This is a genomic window from Brevibacterium sp. UCMA 11754, assembly GCF_021532275.1.
GTDB lineage: Bacteria > Actinomycetota > Actinomycetes > Actinomycetales > Brevibacteriaceae > Brevibacterium.
The window spans coordinates 149,418-173,501 of record NZ_JACBOT010000006.1 but is presented as its reverse complement, the minus strand read 5'-3'; the positions used below and the strand labels follow the sequence as shown (position 1 = coordinate 173,501).

At 58.5% G+C, this 24,084-nt stretch carries 16 protein-coding genes; 9 read left to right on the top strand and 7 right to left on the bottom strand.

Going from position 1 to position 24,084, the window contains the following annotated elements; genetic code table 11:
* Positions 1 to 4: 4 nt before the first annotated feature.
* The 7 genes from HX613_RS03360 (at position 5) to HX613_RS22975 (ending at position 8,785) form a co-directional block, all read left to right on the top strand.
* Complete coding sequence (locus HX613_RS03360) at positions 5 to 304, top strand: glutaredoxin family protein (RefSeq protein WP_235344072.1); 300 nt, start codon at positions 5 to 7, stop codon at positions 302 to 304.
* Complete coding sequence (locus tag HX613_RS03355; protein WP_235344071.1) at positions 301 to 1,437, top strand: YibE/F family protein; 1,137 nt, start codon at positions 301 to 303, stop codon at positions 1,435 to 1,437. The genes HX613_RS03360 and HX613_RS03355 overlap by 4 nt, the downstream gene beginning before the upstream one ends.
* A gap of 139 nt (positions 1,438 to 1,576) precedes the next feature.
* Positions 1,577 to 3,358, top strand: coding sequence for a hypothetical protein (locus HX613_RS03350; RefSeq protein WP_235344070.1), 1,782 nt, complete (start codon positions 1,577 to 1,579; stop codon positions 3,356 to 3,358).
* A complete protein-coding gene (locus HX613_RS03345; RefSeq protein ID WP_235344069.1) occupies positions 3,355 to 5,055 on the top strand; it encodes a hypothetical protein in 1,701 nt (566 codons plus the stop codon). The genes HX613_RS03350 and HX613_RS03345 overlap by 4 nt, the downstream gene beginning before the upstream one ends.
* Positions 5,056 to 5,119: 64 nt before the next feature.
* Positions 5,120 to 6,841 (top strand): phage tail tip lysozyme, encoded by a 1,722-nt coding sequence (locus HX613_RS03340; RefSeq protein WP_235344068.1) that lies wholly within the window; start codon positions 5,120 to 5,122, stop codon positions 6,839 to 6,841.
* A gap of 146 nt (positions 6,842 to 6,987) precedes the next feature.
* Entirely contained in the window at positions 6,988 to 7,839 is an 852-nt protein-coding gene (locus tag HX613_RS03335) for a hypothetical protein (RefSeq protein WP_235344067.1), read from the top strand.
* Between the two features lie 55 nt (positions 7,840 to 7,894).
* Positions 7,895 to 8,785, top strand: a complete 891-nt coding sequence (locus tag HX613_RS22975; RefSeq protein WP_442862582.1) for a type IV toxin-antitoxin system AbiEi family antitoxin domain-containing protein — start codon at positions 7,895 to 7,897, stop codon at positions 8,783 to 8,785.
* 826 nt (positions 8,786 to 9,611) lie between these two features.
* Here HX613_RS22975 and HX613_RS03330 read toward each other — a convergent pair.
* Positions 9,612 to 11,204: a hypothetical protein gene (locus tag HX613_RS03330; RefSeq protein ID WP_235344066.1), complete on the bottom strand. Its 1,593-nt coding sequence runs from the start codon at positions 11,202 to 11,204 to the stop codon at positions 9,612 to 9,614.
* 885 nt (positions 11,205 to 12,089) lie between these two features.
* On the opposite strand from HX613_RS03330, the gene HX613_RS03325 reads away from it, so the two are divergent.
* Both HX613_RS03325 and mobF read left to right on the top strand, forming a co-directional pair.
* Positions 12,090 to 12,821: a hypothetical protein gene (locus HX613_RS03325; RefSeq protein ID WP_235344065.1), complete on the top strand. Its 732-nt coding sequence runs from the start codon at positions 12,090 to 12,092 to the stop codon at positions 12,819 to 12,821.
* A 58-nt stretch (positions 12,822 to 12,879) separates the two neighbouring features.
* Positions 12,880 to 16,650: a MobF family relaxase gene (gene mobF, locus HX613_RS03320; protein ID WP_235344064.1), complete on the top strand. Its 3,771-nt coding sequence runs from the start codon at positions 12,880 to 12,882 to the stop codon at positions 16,648 to 16,650.
* A gap of 329 nt (positions 16,651 to 16,979) precedes the next feature.
* On the opposite strand, the gene HX613_RS03315 is transcribed toward mobF, so the two are convergent.
* The 6 genes from HX613_RS03315 to HX613_RS03290 form a co-directional block, all read right to left on the bottom strand.
* Positions 16,980 to 17,714: an Abi family protein gene (locus tag HX613_RS03315; RefSeq protein WP_235344063.1), complete on the bottom strand. Its 735-nt coding sequence runs from the start codon at positions 17,712 to 17,714 to the stop codon at positions 16,980 to 16,982.
* 261 nt (positions 17,715 to 17,975) lie between these two features.
* Positions 17,976 to 19,085, bottom strand: coding sequence for a helix-turn-helix domain-containing protein (locus HX613_RS22500; RefSeq protein WP_235344062.1), 1,110 nt, complete (start codon positions 19,083 to 19,085; stop codon positions 17,976 to 17,978).
* A 135-nt stretch (positions 19,086 to 19,220) separates the two neighbouring features.
* On the bottom strand, positions 19,221 to 20,171 hold the full coding sequence (locus HX613_RS03305; RefSeq protein ID WP_235344061.1) for an alpha/beta hydrolase: 951 nt from the start codon (positions 20,169 to 20,171) through the stop codon (positions 19,221 to 19,223).
* A complete protein-coding gene (locus HX613_RS03300; RefSeq protein WP_235344060.1) occupies positions 20,158 to 21,630 on the bottom strand; it encodes a flavin-containing monooxygenase in 1,473 nt (490 codons plus the stop codon). Before HX613_RS03300 ends, HX613_RS03305 begins: the two co-directional genes overlap by 14 nt.
* Positions 21,623 to 22,642, bottom strand: a complete 1,020-nt coding sequence (locus HX613_RS22495; RefSeq protein WP_442862585.1) for a zinc-binding dehydrogenase — start codon at positions 22,640 to 22,642, stop codon at positions 21,623 to 21,625. The genes HX613_RS03300 and HX613_RS22495 overlap by 8 nt, the downstream gene beginning before the upstream one ends.
* Positions 22,643 to 22,782: 140 nt before the next feature.
* Positions 22,783 to 24,054 (bottom strand): MFS transporter, encoded by a 1,272-nt coding sequence (locus HX613_RS03290; protein ID WP_235344058.1) that lies wholly within the window; start codon positions 24,052 to 24,054, stop codon positions 22,783 to 22,785.
* Positions 24,055 to 24,084 lie beyond the last annotated feature (30 nt).

Here is a 24,084-nt window from a genome sequence, read left to right as displayed (position 1 = left end):
ACCAATGTCCAACATCACCGTGTGGGCGGCCCCGCAATGTGGCAAGTGTGAAAGCACGATCAGCTTCTTTAAAGGTGCTGGCTACTCGCCGAACGTCAAGGACCTCTCCGCCCCTGAAAATCTCGACAAGCTCAAGGAAATCAAAGCCGCCGGCCACCGAGAAGCACCCTACGTCGAGACCCCGACCGACTCGTGGTCAGGTCTCCGGCCCGACAAGATTGCCGAAGCCATTGCAGTGGAAAGAACCGCAACACCAACACCGGCCGTCCAACCGCCCAGTCACGCCCAAGACCTGAGCGCATGAGAACACTCCTTACCCGCCTCGACCACGGCACCCGCCTCGCCACAGCGGTTGTCGTGGTCATTGCTGTGGCCCTCATTCCTCTCACCATTGCCCTGTGGCCAAACCCCAGCAACACCACAGAAACTTCTTACCCGAGCGCCGTCCTGACTGAAGTGTCCTACACCGACTGCGAGAACGTCACCGACGAAGTCCCATGCGGAGACGCCACCGGGACCCTGAGCACCGGGCAGCAGGTCAACGTCATGCTTTTCCGAGACGCGTGGCTATCCCACGTGGACAACGGCGATCGATCAATCCTGTACGCCTCCGAATCCGACGACGCCGAAACTGTCTACACGTTCCACTCCCATGACCGCGCATTGAAGCTCACCATTTTCACGATCATCATCATCGCACTCGTGCTCCTGGTCGTCGGAGGCAAAGGAATCCGAGCCATCGCCTCTCTTCTGGCCTCAGCACTGTTCATCTGGGCATTCCTCATCGGCGGAATTGCAGCAGGCGGATCCCCGCTGCTCTACACCGCCATCAGCATCGTCCTCGTCCTCACCGGCGTGCTGTTCTTCACCCACGGACTATCGACGAAGACCCTCGCCGCCTGGGGCGGAACCATGTGCGGTGCCGCCACTGCCATGCTCGCAGGCACTCTGCTCGCGACCTGGCTCGAATTAGGTCCAGCCGACGAATCCGCATCTGCACTGACCTACACCAGTCTCGAAATCGACCTCTCAGCCCTATCACTTGCCGCTCTGCTGATCGCGCTCGTCGGCATCCTCAACGACATTGCCGCAGCCCAAGCCGCCACCGTCTTCTCCCACACCACCCCAGGTACTCCCCCGACCTGGCGAGCAATTCTGCCCACAGCTCTCGCCGTCGGACGAGACCATTCCGCCTCAGCGATCTACACGATCAGCTTCTCAGTCGTCGGCGCCGGCCTCGCAGCATTTGTCCTCGCCCATACCTACAATCAGCCTCTGTCCGCGTTCCTCCAAACAGACACCGTGGCCACGACTCTCACTCAAATGCTCGCAGGCATCATCGGAATCTTCGTCACCATGCCCGCCACCACCGCATTCGCGCTTTTTCTCTCCCGGATCCCCACACAGCCAAGTCCGACACCGCTTCATACACACTGACCCTCCACTCCCACTGACGGCTCCACACATGAGTGTGGAGCCGTAATCATGTGCAAACGACCGACCTCCTTGACAAACATTCGCCCGAGTTTTCGGGGAACAACACCTGAAACCAGGATTTCCCTCAAGGCGGAGAAACATGCACGACACCACAGATACGACCCCAGACATCGAAGTCGGTGAGACAGCCCCAAACGGGCTGATCGTCACCGCCGAGGTCACACTCAAAGACCGGTCGAATGTCTCCGTGTCCAAACCCACCCTCGATGCAGCTCTGGCCGTCATCCGGCGACGCCACCACAACCGGCAACCGATCATCGAGCTGGCTCCCATCCATGCAAAAGACACAGTCTGCTTCCGAGCCGGTCGGTGGCGAGTCACGCCAACCGACCTCGAATTCCTCGACCCGAACGAAGCGACCCCCACGACATATCAAATCGAGTTCCACAACTTCTCGATCATCACTCCAGGAGAGGGCTCTATCGCCGCGAAATCCTCCTTGGCGACCGTCGTGGCCGCTGCCCAGTCATTGGCCAACCGCAACGTCGACTCCTTCGAACTGACCTCCGCACTCCCTGGTTTCCGTGCGCTGGTCCTCGAGCCGGAGAGTTTCGACGACACCGTCGGACTCTCCACCGTCCCCGAGCTGCCGCCCAAGCCCACAAGCAAGCCTCACACCCCCACACGGATCGGTCGCCTCCTCTCCCGTGCCAAGGCCAAGTGGGCCACGATCAAACCCGCCACCACGAAAAAGTCGACATCCCGCGCACAGACCAATACAAAGAACAGCTTCTCCGATCCGGCGTGGGCCAAACGCGCCCCAATCATCATCACTGCCCTCGCTGTCTTCCTCGTAGGCGTCCTCATTCTGGGTCTTCTGCAAATGGGATCCTCTCGCCAGCCCGAACCCGCATCCTCACCCACCTGGTTCACACCAGCACCCGTGGCTCAACCCGCCGACGCCGAACTGCTCGACGGCTACGACAAGCAACTGTGGGAACTGCCAGCAGATAAGACCTCAGCCCTCGGCTGGTTCAATGCCGGGGTCGCCTACGTCACGCCCGATAGCGGAGAGCTCGTCCTAACTAACATCCACAGCGGAGACGAAATTGGAAAGGCGAAACTCGCTGGCCCGATCAAATACACCGCAGAGTTCACCATCAATGACACACCGGCAATCGCAGCCCGAACCGACAAGACGGTCACAGCCATCACAGCAAAGGGCAAGACTCAGACCTGGCCGATCGGCAAAGACCAGAAACTCAACGTCACCGGAACAACGCCGATGATCACGACCGAAGACGGCGATATCGAAGCACTCATAGTCGGAGAGAAAGACCCGGTCAAGGTCACCACCAACCCCCAATTTCTTCCTGTGGCCATTGACGATCACGCGCTCATCCAAGTCGAGTCTGGAAAACCACGACTCGTGAGTGTGCCCTTCGGGAAAAACAAAGACGCGGCAACCACGATCACCCTGGCCACACCGACAAAGGGTGCAACGTTTGTTCGCCATATCAATGCCGGTCACGGTCTGGCCGTCGCGGAATGGTCAGTCGATGGAACCAACTACGTCGTTGTCCACTCCCTCGCCGACGACGGTGCCGTCTCCGGCGCATCTGAGGCATCACCGACCGACATGGACTGGAAAGTTGGTCGTGGTCTCGAGACGGCAATCATCGGCAACACTGCATTCAATCTCGACGACGGAACGGTCGCCGCGCAATCCACCGAGGGAGTCTTCACGACCGCACTCGGAGCCGCAGCAATCACCGAAACCGGAGCCGAACGCACCTACTACCTCAACAAGCACACCTACACCGATCCAGATCGTGTCATCGGCTACACCAGCGAAGGCATCGCACTCGTGCGCGGTTCCAACGGTGTCGTCACCGCTAATGAGAAAGGTTCAACTAAATGACACAGCCAACACCCGCCAAGAGGCGCGTTCTGGCCGCCGCAGTGGCCGTCGGGCTTGCAACGTCCGGGACGACTCTGGCGACTTCATTGGCCCATGCCGATGAGCCAAGCACAGAACAGCCCGCAGAGACTCCCCCTGCTCAGCAGCCAGAGGCGGAACCGTCCGCCGAACCAGAATCTGAGACTCCAACAAAGGTCGATACCCAGCCTGCACCGAAGCCAGAGCCGGTCACCGACGAACCTGCACCCAAGACGGTTGACACCCAGCCTGCACCGAAGCCAGAGCAGCCAGTTTCCAAACAGCCAAAAGTCGACCCTCCTATTGCGAAGAAGCCAGACGAGCCGTCGGACGCTGGCGCACCTTCGCTACCTGCCAAAGTGCCCACCGCTGCCAAAGACGATACAGATCCAAAGGGTCCACTCGACAACGAGGTCCCCGTCGACGAACCTACCGAGGAACCCACCGATGAGCCGAGTGACGAGCCTGATTCCCCGGCGCCTCCCGAGGAAGATTCCTATGACCCGACGAATCCAGGTGACCGCGAAGAGCCGGATCCCGATGCACCCGCTCCCCCGCCCGATTCGGAGCACCATTACCCCGCTGACAACTCGGACTCTGTGACGGTCAAGCCAGCCATTCCTCCCGAGGACTACGACCAGACATCTATTGGTCTTGTCGACCCTAAGACTGGCAAACGCTCTCCTGCAGTCAGGGTCGACGGCTACGGCACATTCGTGACGCTACCCGACGGTTCAGTGACGTTCACTCCTGATAAGCCGTTCGAGGGATCAGTCACGATCAAGTATTTCGTCAAGAACAGCGACGGTGAGTGGGTGGTCGGCTGGTTCAATGTCCACGGTGGAGGCACTACCCCACCCGGCGACAAGAACGCGACCGCAAACAGCAACGGCGACGACGACACCGGAAATGCCACCGCCGATGGAGCCGACTCCAACGCAGCGTCCGACGCTGGAGCCGATGGCTCCAACGACGCAGGCGGCACGTCTGCCGACGACGACGCCTCATCCGATGGTGCCAACAGCCACCATGACGATCGGGGTGACGCGACCGGTGGCGGTAATGACTCCACTGCTGCTAACGGTGATCGGGAAGCCGAATCCAATGCTTCAGGCGATAACGCGACCGCAGACGCACAAGGTCCGCCTCCGGCTGCCGATAGTGACAGCAATGCCGGATCCTCAGACACCGACGCTGACGGAAGTGCCGACGATGCTGGCGCTGACGGCGGAAAAGGCGATGAACCCAAAGCAGGTTCAGACGGTAGCGACGATAAGGGCGATAAGGGCAAAGACGACGAGGACAAGGATCAGCCGGATATTGCCGATGATTCCAATCTCGAAGACAACGCCCCGTCCACTCCTCGCGACGTTCCCGAACTGCCGACCGGACAGGGCGACGACGACCAGTATCAGCGCCCGGCCCCACGCGATGAGACAACCCTCGTCGATGGTGACGACGATGCCCCCGACGATGAACCCACCGATAAGTCCACTCCCTCCCCCGAGAAGACCGACGAAGTCGTGATCACCGATGGCGCCTCGCCCAAGGCTGGTGAACCCGCCAGTGAGGGTGTCCACGGTGTCACGGTCGGTTTCAGTCTCGGTGCTCTCGTCGCCGTGACGGTCGGCGGATTCGTCCTCTTCGCTGTACTGCGTCGCAAGAAGAAGAATCAGTAATCAACCATGATGACCACCGGCCCTGCTCTTTGGGGTCGGTGGTCATTGCCGAAAGGCCCTCGACATGTTCTCACTCAAGTCGCTCCTTCCGGGTGCTGCCAGCCTCGGTGCAGGCTTCCTCGCGCTCGTCGTCATCGTGCCGATCCTTTTTGGACTCATGGCCGCAGGCGGGGCATGCACGCCGGTCAGCGACGACGGTAATGGTGGAGGCGATGTCGGCGATATCGGTGATATCGACCCGAATGAGAAGGCCCACGCGAAGGCCGTGTTCGAGGTGCTCTCAGATAAAGGAATGTCAAACACCAATATCGCGGGAATCCTCGGAAACTGGTCTCAGGAATCAGGCGTCGACCCCACCAGCGTGCAAGGCATCATGGACTCCCCGTACAAAATGTCGCCGAAGAAGCGCGAAAAGGCCGAATCGTCCTCAGGAGGAATCGGTCTGGGGCAATGGACAGGCGATCGCAACAGCAAGCTCAAAGCGTATGGCAAGAAGAAGAACAAAGACTGGTGGACGGTCGAAGTTCAGTTGTCCTTCATGTCGGATCCCAAGGGCGATAACCCAGGCGACGTCGAGATCTTCGAGAACATGATCAAGAAAGAACTCGATTCAGTCACCGCGGCAACGAAGCATTTCCACGACAAATGGGAACGGGCCGGAACACCCAACATGCCCAATCGGATCAAGCAGGCCGAGAAATGGTTCGACGAAATGAAGAACTGGGAGTCAGACGGTAAGGCCCAAGCTGCCAGTGCTTCTACGAACACCGATGAGGCCATTGCCGGTGGCTCTGTCACAGTTCAGAAGAAGAAACTTCCGCTCGGCAAAGTGAAACCCCACGTTCAAGATGCCGCCGAGGTCATCCACGACGAGTACGACGGCATCACGGGAGTCGGTGGATACCGGTCTGGCAACTCGTCACGAGACCCTAACGGTCACCCTGCCGGTCTCGCTGTGGACTTCATGGTCCCTTTGAACAAGGACGGCAAAGCACTCGGCGACGACATTGCGAAGTTCGTCATCGACAATCACAAAGCACTCAACGTCAAATACGTGATCTGGTACCAACGGATCTACAACGTCGAACGCGCCGATGAGGGCTGGCGCAGGATGCCAGATCGCGGTGGAGACACTCAGAACCACAAAGACCATCCACACGTCTCGTTTCAGGCCGAAGCCAAGGGAAATCCCAAGGACGTCGTCGGCAAGGGCGGAAAAGGCGGCGGCGATGACAATGATGACAGTGACGATGGCAATGCCAGCAACGTCAACTGCGAAACCGACGGCGGTGGAGGCTCCGGTGGGGGTGGCGGCGACGTCCCCGACGACGGTCGACATAACCCCGGTCCGTGGGGCGGTCACAAGAATGGAGAGATCCCGACCGACAAGCTCAAAAAGATCCCTTGGACGCCCAAGAGCAAGGAAGAGTTCCTCCGCAAGGATGCCACCGACGCTCTGATCGCGATGAACAAGGCGTACAAGAAGGAGTTCCACACTGACATCGCTATCACCGACGCCTATAGAGACCTCGCAGAGCAGAAGATCCTCTTCAAGAAATACGGTCCCGGTCGAGCCGCCGTCCCTGGAAAATCAAACCATGGTTGGGCTTTAGCCGTTGACTACGGTGGCGGTATCAATAAATTCGGCTCTCCGCAACATAAGTGGATGCAGAAGAACGCCAAGAAGTTCGGCTGGGAGCATCCGCCCTGGGCACGCGAAAGGCAGAAAAACAGTGAAGCGTGGCACTGGGAGTACTACGGCAAAGACAAGGAATCCAAAGCCTGAAGACATCACCATAAACACCACCAGGCACCAGGCAATCTCACGTTGTAACTTGGTGGAAGTAATGCTCTCGGTGATGTGTGCTGAGCAACACGAACTACCCGAGCAGGAGAAGACAAAGCACACATCACCGCGAGCAGGAGAGAAAAATGATCGACCTCACCACGTTCTCAAGCAACGAAGCTTGGGTACTGCGCCGACTCGTCGACGGAGGGATCCATGACTTCGAAGAACAGGTGCGCAACGACCCAAGAATGAACGATCACATCGCCGACAGCGAGGTGTCACTCGAGGACTACCGCGAATTGCACACGCGCATCGCCAACAAGCTCCAGGAACACGAAAACGACGGCTTCGACTGCCACCCGTTCGACCGTGACGAGACCCAGTTCATCGCTCATCTCGCCCAAGTCGGCAGCGACGCAAGCCTTTCCAGCGCAACGTATGTTCGTGAAGACACTCGCAAGTGGCACACCACTCTCATTGAAAAGGCCGAAGCTATGGATCAAGACCGCCGCACCACCGACTCGACTCCGACCTCCCCCGCGCCTGCAGAATCCGAACGCACGTACAACCATGCCACGCTCGCCGCCGCCGGCCACCAGCTCGAAACCGGAGACTGGGACGCGCATCGAAAGCTTGCTCAGATCGCAGTTAAGAGCGGCTACGCCGCTGAAGTGACGCAAGAGTACTTCAACGACGCTGGTACTGATACACCCCTGGAGCACAAGATCGAGATCCTCGACCCTGGCGAAGCTGCCCCCTGTGCGACCCCCGGCCTCCGTCTCGAAGAAGAAACCGTCCTCGGCTCAACTATTTCAGTCGAACAATTCACGCCCGAGACTCCGCACGGATTCTTCGGACCCGTCACTCCACTCGAGGACGCCCCGACCGACCCAGAAGGGCCAGGCAACCCCGTCGCCTCCGACGCACACCTCAGCGCACTATCCGCACAGCCGCCCCACCGGGAGGCACACAGCACAGGCCCCAGCCTGACCTGATAACTCCAAACCGCTCTCCACTGGAGCACACGTCTACCAGCCAGAAGCATCATTAATGCTTCTGGCTGGCATTATTGATGCCATGAGTTATCAAGTGGTTGCCGCGCTCAGCCCCGTGGCCCACGACTACAACGGGTTCGTGACCTCCCGGCAGGCACACGACGTAGGGGTATCGAACACGCAGCTGAAGTCAATGGCCGACGCCGGAGTCCTGGAGCGAGTTGAACATGGAATCTACCGATTCGAAGCTGCCCCTGGGCAGCTCTCCGATCCAACATTCTGGCGATGGCTCGCAGTCAGCCAGGGCGACCGTCACGGAAGCAACGGTGTGCCACCGGTCATTGTGGCGGGAGAGAATGCCGCTGAGCTCCACGGCATCGGTGACTTCTGGCCTCGCGGCTTTGACTTCATCGTAACTGCCCGTCAATTCACCCGAATCAAAGACCTGCGGCTTCGGAGACGGACAGTCGACCCGATTGATGTCGACTATGTTGACTCGATTCCTGTTCTGACTATCGAGGCCACCCTGGCGGATCTGGTAGGACCGGATCAAGGTGCAGATCTGTCGCTGATTGGTGATGCCTACAGGGATGCCCGTCGACTGGGAAGGATTGTGAGGCCCAGCGTCTGGTGGCTCTTCTTGGGCGACATGCCCACATTCACGGCTTCTCCCGAGGCAACGGGTCGACGCTGCTCGACTACATCGTGCCGAACGACGAAGGGACCGCCACATGACAGCATCCGGCTACTCGACTTGGACGGCCACCGACAAGGCGATCAAAGCAGCAGCGAGGACAATCTCGAAAGAACAAGGACGAGGCATTCACACCCTCATTCGCGGCGCCTGCATCGACCGCTTCTTATCTCGCATGCTCGATCTATCGTAGGGAAACCGCTGGGTGCTAAAACGCGGCACAGGGAAGCTCTCATGTGTCCGAAACACTAAAGACGCCCAGGTCGGTACATCGGTCGGCGACGTCGACAAGGCGAAAAAATCACTCACTGCGCTGGCCACTCGTGATATCGGCGACCGCGTCAACTCCAAACTCGAAGCGAGCACAAACACCGTCAACGCAGCACTCCGCCTCGGGGTTACTGGCCGTTGACTTTTCTGACAGATGTAGAACCCGAAATAGGGTGGACAATTGCGTCTCCGACCAGGCAGCGACGGATACACGAGACCGGACTTAACACCCCTTCCCGACCAGAGAAGCACCGAACGCGGGCGGCCCCGATGTTGATCGATCCTCACCGACTCCAACTACGGCACCCCGATCGGTGCGGTGGTTGAGTAAGGACGGTCACCACAGTTAGCGAGTGCTGGGCCTTGACGATGAAATCCTGCCGCGCTTCCAGCGTCGCCGCATACTGTGCCTCCTCCCAGCGTCCCCTCGCTAGCCGCGGGGTGCCCTGCGTGTCTTCCAATTGTGGACTCTAGGAATTTTCACCGTTACGTCTAGATCGCTGGACGTCTTTCTCGGCTTTGCCCTTGGCAAGGATCTCACGCGCTCTGGTCTGATAGTTGCCGAGAAAGATTGGCATGGGCGAGTACACGAAACCGCTCTCGGGGAGGGACTAGAAGCAGTTTCTTCTGTCATCGTAGCGTGTGGCAAGTGCGGCTCCCTAGAGATCCTTTTATGTTTCGCAAACAGGTCTATCAGGCGTCCGGGCGGCGCGCGTCGGGGTGGCGTTGACAATCTGTTGCATATGCTGTGCAAGATGACGTCTCAACCTGCGCCGAATCTCCTAGCCGTCCGGCTTTCGACTTGTTTTCAGTCTGTATCCTCAGATACAGAAGATCGGGTCGAAAGTAGACGAGTACCTTGTCGAAGCGGGCTTTGGCGGACACCCAACGACGGGTAACCCAACTCGGCGATATCTTGCCGGAATCGCCGGGCGAAGTCGAGATCTAAAATCGTCAGCATCGGACGCATCAACACGAACCTTCGTCGACGGTCCCACACCATCGCGATCACCACCCCTGCTGTGACCGTCATGCTAGCGACAAGGGTAACGATGGCGAGAACGTCGTCAGCATCAACCGTCTCGACCCCCCTCCAACCGGTAGCGATGACAATCAGAATAGCTACTGTGAATTTGCCGGCTCGCTCAATAGCCACACTCCAGCGTGCGGTGGCGGCGATCGTCATTGACAAAATGATGAGGATCAATGGATACCAGGCAATTGACTCGGGCGATGCAGCGATGGCAAATCCTACTGGTGGGGCCACGATCGCACATCCGCACGCAAACGCTTTCCACATTACGTTCTTCGGACGATTTGCCCAGCTGAGTCCATCCAGGCTGACCTCGCCAGCCGTCCGGACAATTGCCGAGTGTTGTGCTCCGAACCAGCGAAAAAACAACCACCCCGACTCGCCCCAGATTCGCAAGAAGGCCCACAGGAGCGTGACGACGAATGCGACAAAGTAGGTGTTGACCAGAGCCCACGAACTCACTGACGCATCGCTCATATACTCAATCGCAATCTGAACTGTCATCATCCACACAACGAAAAACAGGACTACGCTCAGAAGCCGAGCAGCCAATCGGCTGCTGACGGACACTCCGACGCTCCCCCTCACATATGCAATCGCTGCAGATAGACCGAAACTCCAGGTGATGACGGATACCACCGCGATTTTAACGGCCATCTTGAGGAATCCCTCTTCAGCTGCAACAACCGCTGGAACAACGATCGTGAGCAGGTACACCGAGTACCACACGATTGATCGCCAATCGTGTCCATCCGCGGCAGCGAATGCTCGATGGAACGAAGCGCGGTCCTTACTGGAAACGCTCTTCTTAAATTCGTCGAGTTCGCTTGTCGCCTGTTGCAATCGAACAAGCTCAAAGAATAGGAAAAGTGCTAAAAATCCGGACACAGCGGCGGCAGCTCCGTCTCCATTGAGCGCAACGATAACCGTCACGAGTGCCGCAAGGGCCGCTCCGAGCACACTGAACATAGTAGAAGCGAGAAGAGATGATTGCAGTTGAGAGGCACGCCGTACGGCGTCTTTCAGCTTGCCACGATCGGAGGTAGAGATCTCCTGAAGTCTTCTCACCTCCGCCGGCGTCGAACGTATGGAAACTGCGTGAGCAATACATACGGTCGCTAGAACGCCGACAATCGGTACCACTCCCTCGTCTGGAACGATGCCTTGGAGCACCTCGATTCCGGAAGTAACAAGCTCGATGAAGTCGGGTTCTTCCAGTTTCGGCGTGCCGACGGCAAGTACCACCACCATTCCAAATAGCACCACCGCAATGGCCAGAATGATAGCGGATTGCGCAAACCCTTTCCGGCCTTGAGCAATCGCCTCCGTGTACTCGTTGGAGTCCAGAAGGTCGTGATGTTTATTCATAAAATAAGCTCCAGTCAACTAGAAAACTGCAACACCGCTTGCCGCAGCGCGGAATCAAACTCAGACGAACAATACCGAAGCAGCCGGGCGTGAGGAACGAGAGGCCGAGTAGGGCACCAACGGCACCGTCCGACGCTGCCCTCACCCGAGACACGTCCCATTCTTGCGAGAGAAGGGAGCACGCGGGTGCCGATGAAGTCCGCCGCGTTATAGACCTGGATCATGAGACCCTCACCCCAGCCGGATACCCGTTGGTCGGGTTACCGTCGAAGGCGATTCTTGTGGTCGTCGACGGGACTTCAGCCATTCTTCAACGCAGGAATCTTCGGAAAACTGGCGATACCACAGCGACGCCTGTCAGCTCCGTTTGACAAGACAGACGGAACCCCAATTGTGATGTCCAGAGATTTTGCACCGCCACCAGGCGGTGAGCAGCGATGACAGGGGAAACCCCTCGATAGTGAGGTAGACGTGAATGTACTCGCCACCATCATGAACGCACAGCGCCTAGAAGGCCCCATGCTCAGTCGTCCAAACTGAACTACAGGATCCGTTTCTACGTTCTAATCTGCGCCGCTGGGGCCGGTTACGTCTACGATCCTCCTTCGGGTTTCTCGGACAAAAAGGCAAGCCAAGACCCTCAGCACACATCGCGCCTCCCGAAGCAGACTCCCCAGACAGAGCCTCAATGTCGAAGACAACTCGACTACTCAACAAGAAAGAACACACACATTCCCAAACTCCACAAGCTCAAGGAGAAAACTACTTTTCCGACGAGCGAACCCAACCCTAAAATCTACACACCTCTGGCACCAAGGTGCATACGTCCCACGTTTCCATGGGACGGTGACAAACGCCCCGCGCGACCTCCAGCGAACAATGATCATGAGCAATCGACCCCGCACCTGCATCGAATGCGAGTCCCTGCTGCCAGTCGCGGCCCCACAGCGTCGCCGGTATTGCGGCATAACCTGCCGCCGACGCGCAAGCCGTCGGCGCGAGCGGCGTGCCGCACACGAGACCGAGATCGCTCGGCTAAAACGCCTACTCAACGAAGCCACCGCCCGCGAAGACCGGCTCGAATCACGGATCGCGGCCGCGCGCGAACGCATCGAGACCACCCGGACGAAGATGCGCCGCCAAGCGGTCAAGCACCGCAAACGCGAACGCCACGCCCAACGGGCGATCATCGACCGCGTCCACACCCTCGTGGCCACACGTGACCGGCTGACCTCGGTGACCGCTGACCTCGAAACTGCCGCCTCAAACCAAAACGACCGGACAGACCTCGAAATCGCCGCCCAGCAAATCGTGGACCTGCAGAAGCGACTGGCCACGGTCACCGACCGCCACCAAGCACTGACCGGCCAACACGCCCAACTGCGTGACCGGTACGCCGCTATCGTGTCCAACTACAACAAAGCCGCCGACCGGCTCAACGACCTCGCCCGAGACCGGCAACGCTTCCGTCCGGTCATCGAGGCGTGGGACACCCTGGCCGGCCGTCTCGCGAAATCGGCCAGGACGACCACCCTGTCCGCCGGTGACCGAGAGATTGTCCGCATGTGGGCGACCTGGCAGACCGGACGTGACCGACGCCGACGGACCGGACAATGACCGCTGATCCAGTGACCGTTCACCAGCCACACCGGTCCGTGACCGAAGGAGACCGCTCATGACCGTGTCCATCTCGAAGATGTCCATCAACTACTACCTCGAACATGCCGCGACCGGCGACGGTCAGACCCGCGACATGACCTCCTACTACACCGAGGCCAAAGCCCCTCCGGGCACATGGCTCGGTAGTGGTCTCGACGGACTGACCGGGCTGTCCGTCGGTCAGCAAGTGACCGAATCCCATGCCCGGTCGCTCTACCAGGACCAGGAAGACCCCATGTCCGGTCGTCCGCTCGGTCGACCACTGATGAAGACACAGGCCACGCCCAACGGTGCGGTCACACCGGCAGGTCGACCGGTCAAGTCTGAACGCGAGGGCGTGGCCGGCTTCGACCTGACCTTCTCCCCACCGAAGTCCGTGTCCGCGCTCTGGGCACTGGCCGGTCCCGAGCTGCATGGCCGCATCCAAGCCGCACATCGGCAGGCCCTCGAAGAAACACTCGCGTGGGTCGAGGCCAACGTCATCCAATCCCGTGCCGGTCACGGGGGAGTCGCCCACGTCGCCGTCAACGGTGTCATCGCCTCCGCATTCGACCACTGGGACTCACGTGCCGGTGACCCGCAACTGCACACCCACCTGGTCATCGCCAACCGGGTCCAGCGGGCCTCAGACGGCCACTGGGTCACCATCGACTCATACACGCTCCATCGACACGTCGTGGCCATCTCGGAAATGTACAACTCGCTGATCTTCGACCGGCTCGCCGCTGATGTCGGCACCGTCGCCGAATCGCGCACCGACGTTGATCTCGACGTCCAACAGCTCATCGAATCCGGCACAGACACCGACTCGGAATACGAACCCGCACATCGGGTCGAACTGGCCGGAATCCCCGACGAGCTCATCGAGGAATTCTCCAGCCGGTCAATCAGCATTGAAACCCGCACCGATGAACTCATTGCCGAATACACCGACACCTATGGCACGCGACCGACCCCACGCGAGGTGCTGCTCATACGACAGCAGGCCACCCTCGAGAACCGGCCCAAGAAGAACACCATCGAGCGCACCACCCTGCCGGAGAAGATGCACTGGTGGAGGCAACGCACTCACATGGCCGGTCTCAACCCGGACACCCTCGTGAAGAACGCGGTCGGTCACCATGTCCGGACAGTGACCGCCGACATGCTCACCGGCGACATCATCGAACAGATCAGCCAGTGGACACTGACCGACGCCTCACAGCGCCGCACGACGTTCGCCCGCGCCAACGTGCGCGCCTCGGCTGAACGAGTCCTCCGCCTTGTCCGGTGTCCGACCGTCGATGACCGGCACGCGCTCGTGGACAACATCGTCGAACTCACTCTCGACAAGGCCGTCTCTCTGACCCCTGACCGGTCACGAGCACCCGAGGGACCGGACACCACGGTCAACCTCCGTGACCGGTCAGTCTTTGACCACCAGCATCACTCCGGGGTCTACACGACCGAGCAAGTCATGGCCGACGAAAACTACCTCATCTCGCGCGTGACCGCGACCGGGGCGCCGACCCTGGCCGGACACCCAGAGCATGTCGACGTTCTCAAACAGTGGCGCACCGATGATGGACACCCGCTCAGCGCGGATCAGATGCGTGCCTCGAAACACGTACTGTCCTCCGACGCTGGAATCTCCGCCATCATCGGTCCCGCAGGCACAGGCAAGTCCACCACCATGGGCGCGATCACCGATACCTGGCACTCGGTTCACGGTGAGCAATCCGTCATCGGTCTCGCTCCCTCCGCGGTGGCGGCAGGTGTCCTCGGTGATGAGATCCACGTGGACACCGACAACGTGGCCAAATGGCTCTTCGAATCCGTCGGGGAGGGCGCAGCACGGCGTGCCGAACGTGTGACCAACCTCGAAACACGGCTGGCCACGCTCAACACGACCATCGACAGCACACCACATCGTGACCGAGCCAGACTCATCCAGCAACGCGAGGCCATGCAAGCCAAGCTCGCCGCCGACTACGCCACCCAAGCTCAATACCAATTCCACCCCAACCAGCTCATCATCGTCGACGAAGCCTCCATGGTCTCAACATCCAACCTCGCTGAGCTCTCCCGCCAAGCCGAAGCCACAGGAGCCAAACTCCTCATCGTCGGCGACCCCGCACAACTGGAGGCTGTCGACGCCGGAGGCTTCCTCGGACACGTCGAACGCAACCTCGACCACACCACCCTCGATACCGTCTGGCGGTTCAAGAACGAATGGGAACGTGCCGCCTCCCTCAAGCTCAGATCGGTCACCGACAAAGACGGAATCGACGCCGTCGTCGATACCTACGACAAGCACGATCGCATCCACGGCGATCCCAACCAGGAAGCCGCCGACACCGCCTACTCCGCATGGAAAGCTGACGTCGATGAGGGTCTGTCCTCGATCCTCATTGCCTCCGACAACGAGACCGTTGCCGAACTCAATCAGCGTGCCCACACCGACCTGGTGGAAGCTGGCGACGTGGACATCACCGACCAGGTCACACTGCGCTCCGAGGTACCGGCCGGCATCGGTGACGTCCTCTTGGCAAGGCGCAACGACCGCAGCATCCGCGACTCTAACGGTGCCTTCGTCGCCAACGGCACCCGCCTGACCATCACAGAGATCCGCCCTGACGGCAGCGTCGAGGCCAACGTGCAGACAGGGGAGGACGGCACGCCTCCCACGATTGTGCTCGACGCGGACTACCTCGCGTCGTCTGTCGAACTTGGCTATGCCACCACCGCGCACCGGTCACAGGGAGTCACCGTCGATACCGGCCACGCCGTGGTTACACCGAAACTCTCTCGTGAACTGTTCTACGTCGCGATGACACGAGGCAAAAGCGGCAATCACGCCTACGTGGACATCGACGACCCCGAAAACCCCACCCCTGAGGACTGGAACGTGCAGATGACAGCCGCCGCCGTCGACAAGGACGGGGAAGTCATCGACTACCCTGCCTACTACATCAAGTCCGTCGTCTCCCGCTCCACGGCTGAGAAGTCCGCACATGAAGTCCAAGATGCTGAGCTTGGCTGGGCCAACGATGTCGGACGGCTCTGCCACGAACTCACCTACCTCAGTTGGGCGGCGAAAGTCACCCGAACTCAAGAATGGCTCGAAGAGAACGCCGACCCGAAGCTTGCCGAGCAGATCCGTACCGATAGCGACTGGCAGCGCCTCATCAGCGTCGACCCGGCGCAGAACATGCGTGGAGAGCTTCAACCAACCGACACAGCCGAAACCATCATCGACCGCTGCCACAAGCCCGCCGACCCTCCGGTCACCGGGTCTGGTGACATGATCGCCGATACCACGATCGCCACGGGCGAGCAGGCTCGGGTGTGGGCACAGACCATGTACGACCTCCAGGACCAAGTCGCAGCGCGGCGAGCAGTGCTGGCGAAGGATCCTCCAGAGTGGTTTTCGACCCTTCGCGAGCAGTACTCCCACCACCCCCGCCATGACGACGTTATCGAGGCCGTGATCGTGTGGCGCGAAGTATCCGACCAAACTGACTCCCCCACAGCCCTTGGAACAGAACCACCCAAAGATGACTACCTCCGCCCGTACTGGAACAGAATGCAAACAGTCATCGCCGCCACGACTGAAAGAATTTGCCAGCAGATCGAACATACGGTCGATCCTGACGTCGACCAAAATGGCTGGAGAACACAAGTCTTCGATCCTGACTACGCCGCCCTGGACGACTTCACTCAACAGATCACACGAACCGAAACTCGCACCCCTTACCCGCCGCCTCCCTCTCCAACACACCGCGGTCCAGATCGATATCTCCGGTAGAAGAGAATCATGATGAAACTTGTGAAATGAAACACCTCTTCCGGACTGTCATCTCCGATATTCGTCTTGCGGAAATGTCAGCTGCCATCAGGACCAGCATCTTGTCAGCGGTAGTCAGCCCACTCATTGGCAACGTCAATGCGGGCTGGGCAGGATAGCGTGTAATCGGTGCTCTCGTCGTCATCGTCATTGGTGGCGTAGTCGCTCACCGCGCGCAAGATGCGCTGGAAACTAATCGGGTGGAACCTGCACCTCATTGCGACCACGACACGGCTAACCAGAGTCTCGCACGCTTGACCCAGATCGAGCGCAGGTTCAGTGATCTCCAGTCAGACATTGATTTTCGGCTCCAGTAGAGTTGCCGAGTTCTCCATGGCTCGCTGTATCAGGCTTATCCGCGAGCACTGAGCGACTTTCGAAGTGCGAACGATATGGTCGTGCACGTCCGGAGCAAACGACATGAGACAGGCCAACATGCCCTTGTGCACACCGCTCGGGGGAAAAGCCGAGGTGAATAGCGGCTCATGGTGGGCAATCCGATTACGCAACCGGTTGACCGTTGAAACGTGAGTGTCAACCTCACTGCGTGATGTACCCTTGGGAAACGCAGTGTGCAAATAGGGCACCCAGACCGTCTTCTCCATGGCATTTGTGGTGAGCTGGCGCCAAAAACCAAACGAAAGTTCCGCGATGACCTTGCCCGGACTTGCTTTGCGGTACCCGCAATGTTTAATCGCGTCGTCAACGCTTTTACGTGTGCGGAAATTGACGTCCGATCCACGCTTGATTCCCTGGACTGTTCTTGTCCGCCAGACGGGCATTACAGCCGGAGATTCTGGATGGAGGAGCCAGTGCTTCTCGTGGGGCCATACAGCTGAGATCGCAACATCATAGGCATTGCGCAACGCAACCTCGAAGTGAGCGATGTCGTGCATTAGCGCTTGTCCAGCTTCGACATTCCACTCATACAACTCGAGCGCCTGCACCCGGTCTCCACCGCACTCATCGACGTATCGACGGAAACGAGCCTCTCCGAGCCACGAGTCGATCCACTGGTCTGACATGCAAGAAGTCTTTCAAAAAACAGTGCCCCGGCGACTTGGCCGAAACCAGCGGTCCACACGGGGCTTACGAATGATATTCGTACGTCCGCATCTCGCCCAAGGCAAGCGAACAACCGATACGAACCCCGCAACTCCTCATTCTCACAGAACTGATGCGATTTGATAGACGCCCAGGTGAGGCTGGCCGAAGCGCCAAGACGTTCGACAGTTATCCAATCACCGACAGGTGCTTGGGAACAACCGTTCGCACTCACCATACGTTCAGATCCACAGTTTGGCCATCTTACGGTAAAGAGTGGCTCTAGAAATATCGAGCAGTTCGGCAGCTAGGCCACGATTCCCGCCGACCCTGGCGAGAGCCCTCACTATCACCTCTCGTTCGGCGTCCTCAAGCAGTGACGACCCTCGACCGTATTCTTCCTGTGGCATAGCTTCAAACGATCCGATTTCCTCCGGGGGCTTTGACGACTTTCCGGAAGAATCGATCGAAACTATCGCTCCGACCGAAGAGTCGTCGTCAGCGGCGCTGACTCTGCCAATGAGTGGTGATGCATCGTTTTGGAGAACCTCGATCCGGTCCTCCCCCGTTTCGAGTGCAGCTCGGCTATGGGCCCACAATTGCTTATGGAGAGGCCCCAACGACAGCGCATTGCCAAGCGAATTTCCGATGAGAAGTCGATCGTTGAGCGCGATAACCGCCCGTTTCGGACCCCTCCGTTCTGTGGCAAGGAAAGCGTCCATCAGCGTTCGGTCCTCAGCGGCATAACCTGTGACTAGTCGATCGGCGATCTCTCTCGCTGCTCGTGTCACCGCGGCGTACATAAGCTCTACATCCATGCCGACCTGACTGACAATGTCGACGATTCCTTCGACTGTCCCAGAGGTGGGGTGGATAATAGGAGCGCCAACGGCCGACAAAGGGTCTAGATGATCTAAGACGTGCTCAGCGCCCTCAACAATTGCCGGCCGCCGAGTTTCTAGTGGGGTACCTAAGCCCGAGGTTCCAGCTGACTGTTCGTCAAAAATCCTGCCAGGCCCCACATTTGCGTCATCGAGCAGTCGGTTAACTGCCGAAGACTTCGACCACATTCCGGCAACAACTCCGTCGGGGTCTAACAAAAGCATCGCAGCCCTGTTCTCGCCAATGTCCTGCAACAGCTTAGCTGCTACCGGGCCGGCGGCCCGCCTCAGCCTCTTCTCGCTCCGTGCTACTGTGAATCGCGGTTCCACTCGGTACTCAGGCGTGATTCCTGCCAGTACGGAACGCTGCCAAGAAACCGCGATGTCCGCGCGCACTTCATCAGATATTTCGCCGTACTCGAAAAAGCGATCCCTCGCCTTGACGAGCCGGCACTGCGCATCCCTTCTCACGAGCTTCGCCCCTTCCGCCGGCGTCCTTGTTCTGGAATTGCCCTAACACCTCGTTCCGGGCTTCTAGGCAGCATTATCTCACCACTGAGACATGACCAACAGTTCCCCCGCATCGACTTTCCCTACCGCGCACGGTCAGTCACGATTGCTGATGCTGGCTTCAAAAACTTCATCAAGAAATCTGCTCGCCCGGTCGAGGATCCGCTGTCCCGTCTCAATTGCCCCCGCTGAGGTAAATAATCCATGCGCGTGCTCCGGGAGATGCACATGCTCGACTCGTGAGCCCGCCCGTGCCAACTTACCGGCGTAAGCAATTCCTTCATCACAGAGTGGATCTTGGCCAACAGTGCACACAAAACTAGCGGGAATCTGGTTTGCGACCTCACCGTGCAACGGGCTAAGTGCGGGGTCACCGCGATCAGCTTCTCCAGCATATTGATTAGCGAACCATTCCATTGTGGATGACACCACGGGTAGCCCCGCTGTCACTCTTTTATACGATTCGGTACTCATTGTTAGGTCTGTCACTGGATAGAAGAGAACTTGTACCGCGACCGGAAGATGACCGGCATACTCTTGCGCCAGCACCGCCGCAAGACCTCCTCCGGCGCTGTCGCCGACTACCGCGATCGAAGATGGCGTTACTCCCAGGGTGTTTGAGTAGGAGGCAAGCCATTCGAGCACTGTTCGAGCATCTTCGAGGGCAGCAGGATACGGATGTTCGGGGGCTAAACGGTAGTCCACGGCAATGACATCGGTCCGAGCATTCGAAGCAAGTGATCGGCAAACCCCGTCGTGGGTGTCGAGACTGCCGAACACCCATCCTCCACCGTGAAGATAGAGGACGATTCGTCCGTCATCGGCAGAGGACTCGGGAACGTAATGACGCACGGGTACCTGTTCAGCGGCGTGCAAGTCCGACACCTGTGCCATTGGCAAACGCCTAGGACCGTTGAGCGCGCAACTTTGTTCATATCCGAGGCGAGCCTGCTCGAGTCCTTGCTTCTCGAACGATTTGGATCCATTCTCACGGAAAGCCTTGATTAACGGCCAAGCATCCTCAGCGATCTGGTCATGACCCGACATGCACTGCGCTCCTCGACGTGTAGTCCGCCAGATTGAGTGAGGCGGCATTGACATATTCCTCGACTGTTCCGCTCCAATTATTGATGACCTTTCCCGCGGCGTTTTTATACCACGAGGAACATTCTGAGGCATAGGCCGAATTCTGCAGCTCAGCCTGCAACTCTCTATTAAACTTACGGAGCACATTTGTTCGAACTTCCAACGCGGTGCGCTGACGTTTCACATAATCTGCTGCCCGGGCGATGTAGTCGTGTTGTGCTTCGAGCATTGAAATGACGGAGTTGTGGTTCAAGTTCGTGTTCGGACCGTAGACGAGGAACATGTTCGGGAAACCGTCGACCGCCATTCCAAGGAACGCCTCGGGATCATCCCCCCATCGCTCTCCGAGAGTCACACCGTCACGGCCGATGACGGCAGTTGTACCGTTGAACGTTTGGCTATCGAACCCTGTTCCGTAGACAATTGCGTCGAGTTCGTGAGCTCTCCCTGAATCAGTGATGATCCCAGTTTCAGTGATCTGTTTTATCGGATCGGTCTCGAGTTCGACATTCGCTCGAGTCAACGCGGGGTAATAGTCGTCGCTACGAAGTATGCGCTTGCATCCGAACTCGTAGTTAGGCGTCAGTTTCTCGCGCATTTGCGGGTCGATGACCTGAGATTCAAGGTGGGCGCGCGCTTCATTTGCTCCGGCTTCTTGTGCGCCCGTGTGATGGCGCACACGATCGAATCCGTCTTCACGTTGTCGGTGGATGTCATCTCGAATGCGACGATATGTTTCGGGGTCGCGTTGGAACCCGGCTGATTGCTCGGGGGTGAAGGCGATCTGGTTACGCGGCAGAATATAGTTAGCAGAGCGTTGAAATACGACGACCTCGGCAGAAGTGCGAGCGAGTTCAGGAACGTACTGTACTGCAGAAGCCGCATTGCCGATACTTCCGACTTTCGCACCTTGCAGATCCACCTCGGTATCCCAACGCGCGGAGTGGAAAGACAAGCCTGCGAACGTTTCGGCCCCTGGGATGTCGGGAATGTTCGGTGTTCCTAGCTGCCCCCAAGCAGGGATAAAGACTCGGGTGTAGAAGATGTGAGAGATAGTTGAAATCTCCCATAAATCAGTTGCCTCATCCCACCGCGCTTCGGTGACCTCCAAGCCAAGTCGGATGCGTTCATTGAGGTCGAATTCGGAGGCCAGATTTTTGAGATAGTTGTAGAGCTCTGATTGTCCGGCATACATGCTAGAAGCCGATAGGTTAAGAAAGTAGCTATAGCAGTAGATGACTGACTGAGTGTCACAGGCGGCGCCGGGGTAGATATTGTCGCGCCAGACTCCTCCGATGTCGTTGCACCTTTCCAGAATCAGGAAGTCGGTGATTCCAGTGCGCATCAACTGGGCTCCGGCTCCGAGTCCGCCGAATCCTGCGCCCAGGACAATGGCGTCATAGACGTGTTCGTCATTCATGTGGTTGCTCCTGTACCGAGGGGAATCGAATAATTTGTCTGATCTCAGTGCCGTCGCTGAGTCTGTCCATTGCTTCGTTTATTTCGTAAAGGGGTAACTCGGAGGAAATCAGCCTCTCGACCGGCAGCCTGGACTGCCGCCAAAGCTGTTCATACCGAGGGATGTCTCGTTCAGGAACTGCCGAACCCATGTAACTGCCCTTCACAGTGCGTGCTTCTGCAGTCAAAGTCAGTGGTTCGATTTGGGAGAGTTGTCCTGGAGCAGGCAGGCCGACAGTGACGGTCGTTCCGCCGACGCCCGTGATCGCGAAAGCAGTCTCAAAAGCGCGCGTGTTGCCGGCGGCTTCGGCTGCGACGTCAACTTTCACTCCAGAATTGAGCGCCTCGTCAGGCGTCATGGCTTCGTCGGCGCCGAGTTCGAGGGCGCGCTGGAGCTTATCGGGTAGCGCGTCGATGGCGACGATTCGACGCGCGCCGAGTGCTTTTGCGACGATGAGCGCGGCCATGCCGACACCTCCAAGACCAACAACGCCAACGACAGAGTCGCTGTTCACCGGCGCGGTGTTGAGGAACACTCCTCCGCCAGTCAGCACGGCGCATCCGAGGACGGCTGCCACATCGGGCGGTACATCGTCACCGACAGCGACAACCGAGCGCCGGTCAACGACCGCGTGACTTGCGAATCCGGACACGCCGAGATGATGGTTGACGATCTCTCCATCTCGGCGAATACGCCTCTCTCCAGTTAACAAGGTGCCTGAAGCATTGGCAGTCGAGCCTTGAGCGCAAGGCAGAGCACCTGCACTACGGCAGCCTAGACACTTTCCACAACGAGGAAGAAAAGTGGTTACTACCCTTCGACCGATGAGGTCGGCAGAAACCTCGTCTCCCACCGTTGTGACAATTCCGGCCGCCTCGTGGCCAAGTGCCATAGGCAGCGGACGGGGACGGGTCCCGTTCACGACGGACAAATCGGAATGGCAAACACCAGCTGCTTCTATTCGGATGTTCACCTCGGTAGCCGCGGGAGGGTCAAGGTCCACTTCGGCCACAGTGAGTGGTCTAGATTGTGCGTACGGGCGCTTGGCGTCAGCGGTCTCCAGCACTACCGCCAATGCGCGTGTCCGCCTGGGCGGACTGGTCTCTAAGGCCGTCACGACAATACTGTTCCTTTCTCCTCGTTGAGTCCAACATCACGAACAGAGTTTGATTTCCTATCCCGTCGAGTAAATGTGTTCGGCAGGAAACACACGAGAACTCCAGATGCCAAAAAGCAGAGACCGCAGATTATGAAGCCAAAGCCAAAGCCATGTCCGGCTGCGATGTATCCGAGCAATAGTGGCGCGAGAGCCGAGATTCCGCGGCCAATGTTGAACGCGAAGCCGACTCCGGTCGCCCGCAATTCGGTTGGGAATAGTTCGCCGAGATAGCTGCCAAGTATGCCAGTAAACACGGCGAAAAATGCATATGCCGGACCGAGCACTAACAGAGTGGTTTCATCTGCAGTAAAGGCATAAAGAGGTAGCACCACTCCGACGCCGATGAGGGAAATCATAAGAGCACGTTTACGACCTATATAGTCTGCTATCAGGCCGAAAGCGTTGTATCCAACAAACAACCCAATATTCAACACCGCGACAAAGACTGCGACCGTATCTCCGGGCACCCCTCGTTCTTCGGCCAGGAAGGTTGGCAGCCAAGCGCTTGCGCCCCAAAACCCGAGAAGCGCAAATGCGCAGACTAGTGTCCCAACAACGGTATTACGGGCATAGCGCCGACCGAACAGATCCCGGAATCGATATTTTAGCTCAGGAGCACTCTCATGAGTTGGCGAGTTTCGGCGCTGGCCAGCCGAGCTGGCGAGCCAGGCCTCAGATTCGGTGAAAAGTAGTCCGCAGAAGAGAACTGGTACAACCGCGCTCAACCCGGCGATAAGAAACATGATTCGCCAGTCAGTTCCTCCGATGTTAGCAATTAGAGCAGCGAGCAAGCCGCCAATAGCGAACGAGCTAAGCACGAACGCCACTGCACGTCCGCGTTTGGCAGGCGCCCAAGTCTCCACCACGTAAGTTGACACGATCGCCCATACCCCGCCGAGTCCGAGTCCAGAAAGGAAACGAAGTATAAGGATGGTGGTGAAATTTGGCGCAAAGAACACTAGTGCTGTGAGAGTGCCGAAGATCGACAATGACCACACGAGCGCACGTTTACGCCCGTATCGATCTGCCAGTCTTCCGATTGTCACCGAGCTTACGCCGATTCCAAGCAACGTCACCGTTGCTAGCCAGCCGCCTTGCACGACATCGATGCCAAGGTCTGTGCGCATTGCGGGTAGGGCCAAGGACAGGATAGACAATTCGAGCGCATCGAACATGTAGGCAAGGAACGAACCAATCAGCACGATCCATCGCTTTGGAATTCGCATTCTTCTCTCCTTTGAGTCGCGCCTGAGACA

Coding starts and splice junctions, on each gene's coding strand:
- HX613_RS03350 (WP_235344070.1), top strand. CDS start 1,577: ATGCACGACACCACAGATACGACCCCAGACATCGAAGTCGGTGAGACA.
- HX613_RS03330 (WP_235344066.1), bottom strand. CDS start 11,204: ATGAATAAACATCACGACCTTCTGGACTCCAACGAGTACACGGAGGCG.
- HX613_RS03345 (WP_235344069.1), top strand. CDS start 3,355: ATGACACAGCCAACACCCGCCAAGAGGCGCGTTCTGGCCGCCGCAGTG.
- HX613_RS03325 (WP_235344065.1), top strand. CDS start 12,090: ATGAGCAATCGACCCCGCACCTGCATCGAATGCGAGTCCCTGCTGCCA.
- HX613_RS03335 (WP_235344067.1), top strand. CDS start 6,988: ATGATCGACCTCACCACGTTCTCAAGCAACGAAGCTTGGGTACTGCGC.
- HX613_RS03305 (WP_235344061.1), bottom strand. CDS start 20,171: ATGTCGGGTCATGACCAGATCGCTGAGGATGCTTGGCCGTTAATCAAG.
- HX613_RS03315 (WP_235344063.1), bottom strand. CDS start 17,714: ATGTCAGACCAGTGGATCGACTCGTGGCTCGGAGAGGCTCGTTTCCGT.
- HX613_RS22975 (WP_442862582.1), top strand. CDS start 7,895: ATGCTTCTGGCTGGCATTATTGATGCCATGAGTTATCAAGTGGTTGCC.
- HX613_RS03290 (WP_235344058.1), bottom strand. CDS start 24,054: ATGCGAATTCCAAAGCGATGGATCGTGCTGATTGGTTCGTTCCTTGCC.
- mobF (WP_235344064.1), top strand. CDS start 12,880: ATGACCGTGTCCATCTCGAAGATGTCCATCAACTACTACCTCGAACAT.
- HX613_RS03355 (WP_235344071.1), top strand. CDS start 301: ATGAGAACACTCCTTACCCGCCTCGACCACGGCACCCGCCTCGCCACA.
- HX613_RS03300 (WP_235344060.1), bottom strand. CDS start 21,630: ATGAATGACGAACACGTCTATGACGCCATTGTCCTGGGCGCAGGATTC.
- HX613_RS03360 (WP_235344072.1), top strand. CDS start 5: ATGTCCAACATCACCGTGTGGGCGGCCCCGCAATGTGGCAAGTGTGAA.
- HX613_RS03340 (WP_235344068.1), top strand. CDS start 5,120: ATGTTCTCACTCAAGTCGCTCCTTCCGGGTGCTGCCAGCCTCGGTGCA.